Below are 8,621 nucleotides of genomic sequence, written 5' to 3'. Positions count from 1 at the left end.
ACTGCTCGCCGTGCAGGGCGGGCCGCTTGGTGCCGGGGCGCAGGGGGAAGACGTGCCATCCGCGTGCGGCGGCGTCCAGCGCTGCGCGCAGCAGCGCGGATTGTGCGTCATGGGTCATGCTGGATGTCTCCAGTCCTGTGATGGGTGCTGGTGGACAAGGGCGGCCCCGCGACTTTGGCGAGACGTGAGGGGCCGCCCTTGGCGTAGCTACCGGCCGTTCGTGGCCCAGTGGGCGTACTGCTGACGGACGTAGGCGCGCGGGTCGCAGTCGGCGTGCGCGTCGTCGAGTACGACCAGGAACTTCGCCGCGATGTGGGCGGTGTCGTCGTCGCGGTAGTCGGCCCCGTCGGCGAGCGCGATGCGGTCGAGGACGGCGGCCTTGCGCAGGTAGAAGCCGCGTTCCAGCTTGGTGTAGCAAGCGGCGGTGCCGAGGGTGTGCGCGATCCAGTCGAGTTCGCTGTGGATGCTGGGGGCGTCGGCGTAGGCCTGCTCGGGCTCGGGCCATACGTCGGCGTGGTCGGCGTCGAGGTAGAGGCGCTGACGCTCGCCGTCGCGGGCGGGATGGACGGTGACGCGTCCGGTCTTGAACGCGGCCTGGAGGGCGTCGGTGATGCGGTCGGTGTCGGCGGGGTCGCAGATGACGCGGATCTCGAACACGTAGGGCTCCTGTCAGCCGTTGAAGTGGTTGCGCTTGAAGGTGGCTTTGCGGATGTGGAAGGTGTTGCCGCCGCTCGCGTGGCGGGTGCCGCCGAAGATCTGCACGGCGATCCATCCGCCGAAGATCACGGCCGCGAGGGTGATGAGCTGGGTGATCAGCGCGGTGAGTGCGGCGATGAACGTGGTGAGCAGCAGCAGGCCGCCGCACACGGCGAGGAACCCGACGCCTCCGAGGGCGACGTTCACCGCGGTCCGGGAGACGGCCGGCCGCGCGGCGACCGGTTCGGGCTGCATGGGGCTGACGGCGTAGCCGGTGACGACGCGGCCGTCCGTCAGAACGACGGACGCGACCGTCGGGACGGTGCCGGGCTGCACGGGCACGAGGGGTGCTGCGTACGGCGCGGCGGGGGTGAGGGGGGTGGGCTGGTGGACTTCCACGGCCCGCTGAACGGGCCGGTTGTGGGTGGGGTCGGGGTACATGCGGAATCCCTTCCGGTGCTCGGTTGGGGAGGCGGGGGCACCCCCTTCGGGGTGCCGTGTGGAGGGGGGTTTCGGGGGTCTGAGCAGGGAGACTCCCCGCCTCCCCGAAACGGTGTTTTCGCTGATCAACGTAGGGGAGGCAGTCCGGGGAGGGGGTTGGGGAGTTCTCCCCGCCTCCCCGGGCCGGACGGCCGTGCCTCCCCGCTACTCGGCGGCGGAAGCGGAACCGTTCTCGTCGCGGTTGGCGAGGGCGCGCAGGACGTGATCGCGGTGGACGACCATGACGCCGTGGGACTTCTTCGGCTCCTCGCCGTGCTCCTCCAGCAGGCTCTTGAGCCGGTCGTTGGTCCACTGGTCGCCGTAGACCTTGGCGTCCAGTGCGTGCAGTCGCTTGAGGACCTCGTTGGTCCGCAGCCGGGGCGAGTCGCCGAGGACGGCGGCGACGTCGGCGAGCGCGTCGCGCTCCTCGCCCTGGTCGACCACGCGCAGGGTGGTGACGCCGTCGCGCAGGGCCTTGGCCCGGTCGGCGACCTCGGCGGCCGGCTCGTCGTCGATGAAGTGGGTCCGCACCGTGATGGACGCCTGCCCCGCCGGAATGGCGATGCCGTCGGAGGCGACGACCAGCGTTCCCTTGTCCAGACCCTGACGCAGCAGATGCGGAGCCGCGCCGCCGTCCACCGCCTTGTCACCCAGCGCCATCCGGGCCTGCGACTCCGTGCCCAGCACGAGGGACGCGCGGGTGTGCGCGCCCTCGCGGACCAGCTTGGGAAGGTTCTGATCGGTGGGGTCCTGCGTGCCCTGCCACATCAGCACGTCGACCGCCCGGCCCTGGTTGTGAACCTTGCGGACCGCCATGAAGTACCGGGACGTCGCCTTGGAGCCGCCATAGGGCCGCTTGTCGTCGCCGACGACCGGGCACATGAACGCCAACTGCGCCTCGTCCACCACCACGATCAGCGGCTCGAACACGATGCCCGGGTCCCGGCGGCGCTCCTCGATCCGCCGGTTCATCTCCTCGACCGCGTCCTCGACCATCTCGGTCGCCTGGATGACGTGGTCGTCGGAGGGGCCCTCGATCAGCACCTGCGCGATGCCCTCGAACATGGCCCAGTCGCCGATGCCCTTCAGGTCGGCGATCCAGAACTGCACCGACCGGTCCAGGGCCAGCCACAGGGCGAGCGCCCGCAGGGCGGCGGTCTTGCCCTGGTTGGACAGGCCCGTGACGAGCAGGTGGCGCTGATACAGGCTGATCGTGGCGGCGTCGCCGCGCAGGTCCTGCCCCCACGGTGCCTTGCCCGTCTTGTAGTTCGCGGTCATCGTCTCGTCGGTGACCAGCGGCGAGGGCCCGATCGGCTCGTCCAGAGTGCCCGAGTCGGCGATCCACAGACGCACCGTTCGAGCGGCTTCCGGGATGGTGATGAACACTTCGTGCTCGTGCCGGGTGAGGTTCTCGGCGAGCTTGCGCCGTTTGGCCTGCACCTCGTTCGTCGCCACCCCGGACGGCAGCGTCACGTCGACCTCTACGCCGCACCCAGCGATCCGGATCGGACCGAGCATCGACGCGCCAGCGTCGCCCATCTCCTTGATGGCCTTCTTGAGTGGAGCGATGCCCAGGTCGCGCAGGGCCTTCACCACGATCGAGGGCGTGATCGGCTCACCCTCGCCGCTGCGGACGTTGGCGGGCAGCGCCCACGCGGGGGCGGCCTGCTGCTTGCTGCCGACCGCCCACAGCGCCAGCAGCGCCAGGAACGGGCCCAGGGACACGAGCGGGCCCCACACCACCTGAACGATCGTGATGAGCAGGTTGATGAACTCGATCACGGCCGCGATGGGGGTGACGACGTCGGTGACGTCCTTGTTCGCAATGGCCATGACGACGCCGAGGGCGACCAGGGACCCGATGCCCATCCCGGTCCCCACGGCGACGCCCTTGGCCGCGTCCAACGGGGAGTGGAGCAGGTCCATGCGGCGGCGGTGGCGGGCGTCGCGGTAGCGCTGGGCGCGCTCCTCCCACTCCATGGCCGCGTCCATGTTCCCCGCGGCTTCCGCCGCGCGCATGAACCGCTCGTAGCGGGCGGCGGTCTTGCCGTCCCACGTGCGGCGGGCCACGATCCGCGCCCCACCGGCCACGTAGAGGGAGTGGCGGGCGACGGCGCGGCCGGTCGTCTTCGTGCGCTCGTGGGTGACGGCCGCTTTCACGGTGCGGCCGGACCGGATCCACAGCGGGACCGGTGCGGGCGGGGCGGGGTCGGGAACCACGGTCAGCGTGGTCACGGCGGCCGGTTCGGTGGACGGGGCGGTGTTCTTGTGCAGGTGGACGACGGTGTCACCCATGACGGGAGCACTCCTGACTGCCCCATGCGGGGCGGGAAGTTGAGGGGACCGCCGCGTCCGTCCTGGTAGCCGGGACGGACGGGGCGGGGTGTTCAACGGGCGCGGCGGGCGCGGTTCTCGATCTCGCTGAGCTGGGACGGTTCGGTGCGGGGGCCGTCCATCCAGCAGAAGGGGCGGATGCCGGCGGCAGCGGTGAACACGCGGATGGCCGTTCCGGGCGCGGCGTGCGGGAGGCCGTAGACGCGTCCGCCGTCGAGGGAGGCGAGCAGGCGGGCACCGTGCTGCTCGCAGCCGTCCGCGCCCCCGTTGAAGCGGTCCAGCACGGTCACCACTACCCCACCCGCGCACGGGGTGGGGTCTTCCGGGTGCGCGGCCGGACAACGGTCCTGCGCGGGCGGGGTGTTCACCACCATCCGGACGCCTTCTTGGCGGCCTTGGCGGCGGCGGCCTCGCGCACGATCCGCTGCCGTTCCATGTGCAGCGCGGTCAGTTCGGCGGTCAGCCGGGTCTCGGCGGAGCTGGCGACGGAGTCGAGCCGGTTCTCCTCGCGGCCGGTGCTCTTGCCACGCAGGACGCGGTACGAGCCGCCGGCGAGCGCGCCGATCACGGCGCGGCGTTCGGCACTGGTCAGCGGCCACATCTCGCCCTTGCGGACCGCTTCCAGCTTGCGGGTGGTCTTGCTGATCTCACGGTCGAGGCGGCGGGTGTCGGGCTTGCCCATGGTCAGCTACTCCTCAAGGCGGGGTGCCGCTGGTCGGCGGCGGGGCGGGTGTCGCAGGGCTCGCACGTGCCGAGGGACGGGCGGATGACGTAGCCGACGTCGCGCCGGCAGGCGGGGCAGGTGCGGCGGGGGCGCATCATCGCTTCGTGCGCCCGCCACCGGCCCGGTGTCATCTCACGGACCGGTTTGGCAAGGTCGATCCGGTAGAGGTAGGCGGTCAGCGGCTCGCGTCGGCGACGCGGGCGCAGGATCTGTCCGGCGACGTCCTGACCGCCCGGCCGCAGTCCTCGACTGCGCAGTTGGCGGCGGGTGGCCAGGTCGTCCGGGGCACAGCGCCACGGGTAGGTCGGGACGCCGAAGCGTTCGCCGGTGGGGTCGAAGCAGTCGGCGAGGGTCAGTCGCTTCATGCCGCCCTACCGCCGTTGCTCGCCCGTTCCGTGAGGAGCGTGTCCCGCAGCGTCCGGGCGTTCGCCGGCGACGTGCGCACGGCGCGGCGGATCCCCTCAGCGGTGATCTGCGCGTCTGCCCAATCGACGGTTACCTTGCGGGCCTCGGCGAGCAGTTCATCCGGGGTGCGCTTCGGCCGGGGCGATCGGGCGACGTCCGGAACACGGCCGGTCGCCCCACGCCGTCGACTCGACTCCGCCGGAACCGCGACCGTGACCGGTGCCGGTGCCGGTGCCGGAACCGGCACGGGAATCGCCCGTACCGGCTTGAGCGGCAGAGTCGACTTGCCCACGTCGACCGCGACCGGATCCGGCACCCTCAACCGCGTCACCGTGACTGTGGGAAGCGGGGTCGATTCGAGCAGGTCAGCAGTAGACCGTTTCCTCTCGATCTCGGTGGATTCCTCCGCATTCATACTCACGGCGCGAATCGGGGCGGGGCGGTGGTGCAGCACCTTGGCGACCAGGTCGGATCCGAAGTAGATCGACCCGACCGGAAGCGACGTCGCCAGCAGCACCAGCGCCCAGTTCGCCGCGTCCCACTCCGCGACCCGACCCAACTCGACCGACTGGCCGTGCAGCTCGGGTACCAGTCCGTGTACGTAGTTCAGGACCAGGGAGGCGATCGTGTAGGTGCCCAGCACCCGCAGCGCGAACTTGCGGTCGTCGTCGACCAGAACGAGCGTGGCGACCAGCGCCAGCGCCATCAGGCCGTCGACCACGAACGGGTAGAGGACGGCGGCAGTCGAGTCTGCGCCGATCGCGCCGGCGATGTCGCGCAGCGCGTTCCACGAGACGCGGAACGCCATGCCGACCACAGCGACCAGCGCCAGCACCAGGGCGGTGCGGCCCTTGCGGCGCAGGTTCATGCCGCGCCGCCCGCCGTGCTCGCGCCGGCCGCCCGGTTGGCCGCGTCCCGCCGCGCCGCCAGCACCCGATTGCGGGCCCGGCGGATGCGGCGGGTGTCGACCTCGTTCTCGGGGTGGTCCATGGCCTTGATCTGCGCGTCGAGCAGGTTGACCTCCGCCAGGAGCAGCGGGGACTCCAGCTCGATCGCGTCCAGCTCGGCGTTCGTCGGCTCCATGAAGTCGGCGAACGCGGTAACAGCGTCCTGATCAGTGACGATGTGGTTCATGGGTCGTGGTCTCCCTAGTAGGTGAAACGGCCCGAACAGCACCCACCGGAGTTGCCGCTTCGGTGGGTGCGCGCCGTTTGAGAGGGAAGCGCCGCAGCCGATGCGTGCGGCGGGCCGCTCGGTGGCGGCCGGTGCCCCGGGCCGGATCCGATCCGGCCTCGTCACGACCCCGCCGCAGGGCGGCGGGTCCGGGGCTGCTGAGGGTCAGCGCTGGACGACGTCCTTGCCGAGGTCGCGGTGGCGGACAGTGACCGTGTGGCCGGCGGCGGTCAGCCGGTCGGCGAGGGCACGGGCGAAGGTGGGGGCACGGTGACGTCCGCCGGCGCAGCCGTCGGCGACCGTGACCGTTCCCGCGCTCGGGCCGGCGGCGAACGCGGCAACCGCCGTGGCGGTTGCCGCGACCAGGGCGGCGATGCCGGGGGTGCCCATCACGGCGTTGCGGACGGGTTCGTCGTCAGCGCTCATGTAGCGCAGCTCGGGCGACACGTGCGGGTCGCGGAAGTGGTGACGCAAGTCGATGGTGAGGTGCGCGTCCGGCGGGGCGTCGTGCAGGTAGCCGAACGAGACGATCTCGACAGTGCTCATGCGAACTCCAGACGAAGTGGCCGGTGATGCGTGCCCCGGCCGGGAGTCGAACCCGGCCTGCGACCATCGGGGCTGTGGCGGCGGGTCAGCGGTCCCGGCGCTCCAGCTCGCGAGCGATGTCGTTCTGCGCGTTGATCGCGCTGAGCACGTTGTGGCCCCCGTCGCGCTCACGGGTGATCAGGTCGTACTCCCGCCGCAGGTCATCGCTGCTGCGGTTCTTCATGGCGGACACGGCGGGGGAAGGGCTCGTACGGAAACGCATGTCGATCTCCCTTGGGAATGTGAGTGGCCCGCTGGTCAGCGGGAGTGCCCCGGCCTGCTTTCGAGGCGTAGGCCCGAGATCGGCCGGACCGGGGCTGTAGCGGCTAGACCGCCGAAGGTTCTGCGGAAGTCGAATCACTCAGTGCCGGTAACAGCCCGAAGACTGAAACCGGGCAGGCCACCCGGCCTGACATGGACGGTCAGGGTGGTGACCCGCACCCATCGACCGCACGTGTTCATGCGGCTGGGTCGGCACTCTGTTGAGTTCTCAATCAAGACGCGCTCACTTCGTACTCACCCCCAAGGGGGCTTTCCTCCGGACGCTGTCAGCACAGGCGGGCACACTTGAAGGTGTTGCACCACCTGCTCAGCTTGTTGGTACAAGCTGATGGAGTGATGCTGCACCCACGCACCGTGAGCCGTCAAGGGATTGGGGCCTACATCTACCAACAAGTTGCGCGAGTGCGTCATGATGAAGGCATGAACAAGCAGCCGAAGTACCGGCAAGTCGCCGACGTCCTGCGTCGCGAGATCGACAACGGCACCTACGCGCCGGGGTCGAGGCTGCCCTCAGAGAGCGACCTATCGCAGCGCTTCGACGCGTCGCGGAACACCATCCGTAACGGACTGAGTCTGCTGGTCAGCGAGGGTCTCGTCTCATCCAGCCAGGGGCTTGGGTACGAGGTCAAGTCTCATGAGGTGTTCGAGCTCAACGCGTCTCGATTCGAGAACCTGACGTTTCCGCAGAACGGCGACGCCTACAACACTGACGTGACGAACGCGGGACGCCGGCCGCACCAGACGTTCCGCGTCGAGATGCTGCCGGCATCGCGGGAGATCGCTGAGCGTCTCAAGGTCGAGCCGAGTACGAAGACGGTATTGCGATTCTGTCATCGCTACGTGGACGACGTCCCCTGGTCCACTCAGGCGACCTACTATCCGTCGTGGCTGGTCGACGTGTCGCCGCGACTGGCTGAGCCTGGGGACATCGACGAGGGAACAACGCGGTACCTGGCTGCTCAAGGGATCGAGCAGGTCGGGTACTTCGATGAGATCTCGGCCCGCATGCCCACGCCGGATGAGGCTCGCCTCTTGGAGATCGGAGCGGGGGTGCCGGTCATGCTCTGGACGCGAACCGGCTACTCGACAGATCGCCCCATCCGCTGCACGATCACAACGTTTCGGGGGGACCTGAACCGGATGAACTACGAGATCGGCGACCTTGCCGCCCGGAGCGAGAACACGTGATCATCACGCCCGCAGAGCCGCACGACGTAGCCAAGTTGCTGGCCTTCCGTGAGGAGGCCGCATCTTGGCTGCGAGACCTCGGATCCGACCAGTGGAGTCGCCCATACCCGGCGGACAAGCTACTGGCGACCATCGAAGCAGGCACAGTTTTCATGCTTCGCGACGGCCACACCACGGCCGGCACTATCACCCTCACCCCGGACGCCGAAGATGGTTTGTGGACAGACGAGGAACTGACCCAACCGGCGATGTTCGTCAACAAGCTCACGGTGGCCCGTGAGTATGCCGGACAGAACCTTGGTGGTCGGCTGCTCGACTGGGCAGGCGACCGCGCGCACCACGCGGGGGCCCAGTGGGTGCGGCTCGACGCGTGGTCGACGAACGAAGGGCTTCAGCGGTACTACCTCGCGCAGGGGTTCACGTACGTCCGTACGGTCCAGGAGGGAACTGCAGTGAACGGCGGACCACGCGTCTCGGGATGGCTTGCGCAGCGAGCTGCGCGTCCGGCAGACCACGGATTCACGGACCGCACGCCAGAACCCGCGCGGCTTCCATTCGCGGCCTGAGCGCGCGCCAGTACGTCCGCGAATGGCGTGGGTCTGAGGGCAACGTCAGTGCCTCTGACCGCACTCGGAGGGACGCTCCGACACTCTGCAAGCTCATGCAGGGTGGCAGCGCCCACACCAGAGGGTCGGCGGCGGGAACTCTCTGATACCGGGTCGAGCGACCGCACTGTCGGTCGCCTGCACTTGTC

13 protein-coding genes are annotated in these 8,621 nt (G+C 69.7%); 2 read left to right on the top strand and 11 right to left on the bottom strand.

Features of this window, described 5'->3' with window-relative positions:
* The 11 genes from Sri02f_RS43540 to Sri02f_RS41585 all read right to left on the bottom strand — a co-directional run.
* The coding region (locus Sri02f_RS43540; RefSeq protein ID WP_174855817.1) for a bifunctional DNA primase/polymerase at positions 1-118 on the bottom strand (118 nt) is incomplete at its 3' end.
* 89 nt (positions 119-207) lie between these two features.
* On the bottom strand, positions 208-657 hold the full coding sequence (locus Sri02f_RS40830; protein ID WP_109006325.1) for a hypothetical protein: 450 nt from the start codon (positions 655-657) through the stop codon (positions 208-210).
* 12 nt (positions 658-669) lie between these two features.
* A complete protein-coding gene (locus Sri02f_RS40825; RefSeq protein ID WP_109006324.1) occupies positions 670-1,137 on the bottom strand; it encodes a hypothetical protein in 468 nt (155 codons plus the stop codon).
* Positions 1,138-1,341: 204 nt separating this feature from the next.
* Positions 1,342-3,471, bottom strand: coding sequence for an FtsK/SpoIIIE domain-containing protein (locus tag Sri02f_RS40820; RefSeq protein ID WP_109006323.1), 2,130 nt, complete (start codon positions 3,469-3,471; stop codon positions 1,342-1,344).
* A gap of 92 nt (positions 3,472-3,563) precedes the next feature.
* On the bottom strand, positions 3,564-3,884 hold the full coding sequence (locus tag Sri02f_RS40815) for a hypothetical protein (RefSeq protein WP_109006322.1): 321 nt from the start codon (positions 3,882-3,884) through the stop codon (positions 3,564-3,566).
* Positions 3,875-4,192: a hypothetical protein gene (locus Sri02f_RS40810; RefSeq protein WP_108999710.1), complete on the bottom strand. Its 318-nt coding sequence runs from the start codon at positions 4,190-4,192 to the stop codon at positions 3,875-3,877. The genes Sri02f_RS40815 and Sri02f_RS40810 overlap by 10 nt, the downstream gene beginning before the upstream one ends.
* Before the next feature lie 2 nt (positions 4,193-4,194).
* Entirely contained in the window at positions 4,195-4,599 is a 405-nt protein-coding gene (locus Sri02f_RS40805) for an RRQRL motif-containing zinc-binding protein (RefSeq protein ID WP_108999711.1), read from the bottom strand.
* Positions 4,596-5,507, bottom strand: a complete 912-nt coding sequence (locus Sri02f_RS40800) for a DUF2637 domain-containing protein (protein WP_109006321.1) — start codon at positions 5,505-5,507, stop codon at positions 4,596-4,598. Before Sri02f_RS40800 ends, Sri02f_RS40805 begins: the two co-directional genes overlap by 4 nt.
* Positions 5,504-5,773: a DUF6284 family protein gene (locus tag Sri02f_RS40795; RefSeq protein WP_109006320.1), complete on the bottom strand. Its 270-nt coding sequence runs from the start codon at positions 5,771-5,773 to the stop codon at positions 5,504-5,506. The genes Sri02f_RS40800 and Sri02f_RS40795 overlap by 4 nt, the downstream gene beginning before the upstream one ends.
* Before the next feature lie 204 nt (positions 5,774-5,977).
* Positions 5,978-6,358, bottom strand: a complete 381-nt coding sequence (locus Sri02f_RS40790) for a RapZ C-terminal domain-containing protein (protein WP_109006319.1) — start codon at positions 6,356-6,358, stop codon at positions 5,978-5,980.
* Between the two features lie 85 nt (positions 6,359-6,443).
* Positions 6,444-6,620 (bottom strand): hypothetical protein, encoded by a 177-nt coding sequence (locus tag Sri02f_RS41585; protein WP_159106904.1) that lies wholly within the window; start codon positions 6,618-6,620, stop codon positions 6,444-6,446.
* A gap of 479 nt (positions 6,621-7,099) precedes the next feature.
* On the opposite strand from Sri02f_RS41585, the gene Sri02f_RS40785 reads away from it, so the two are divergent.
* The gene (locus tag Sri02f_RS40785; protein WP_109006318.1) at positions 7,100-7,867 is read left to right on the top strand and encodes a GntR family transcriptional regulator; all 768 of its coding nucleotides are present in this window, start codon (positions 7,100-7,102) and stop codon (positions 7,865-7,867) included.
* Positions 7,864-8,433, top strand: a complete 570-nt coding sequence (locus Sri02f_RS40780) for a GNAT family N-acetyltransferase (protein WP_109006317.1) — start codon at positions 7,864-7,866, stop codon at positions 8,431-8,433. The genes Sri02f_RS40785 and Sri02f_RS40780 overlap by 4 nt, the downstream gene beginning before the upstream one ends.
* Positions 8,434-8,621 lie beyond the last annotated feature (188 nt).

This window comes from Streptomyces rishiriensis, assembly GCF_003112535.1.
Classification (GTDB): Bacteria; Actinomycetota; Actinomycetes; order Streptomycetales; family Streptomycetaceae; genus Streptomyces; species Streptomyces rishiriensis.
Note: the sequence above shows the minus strand (reverse complement) of the source record. Positions and strands in the feature narration are given on the sequence as shown.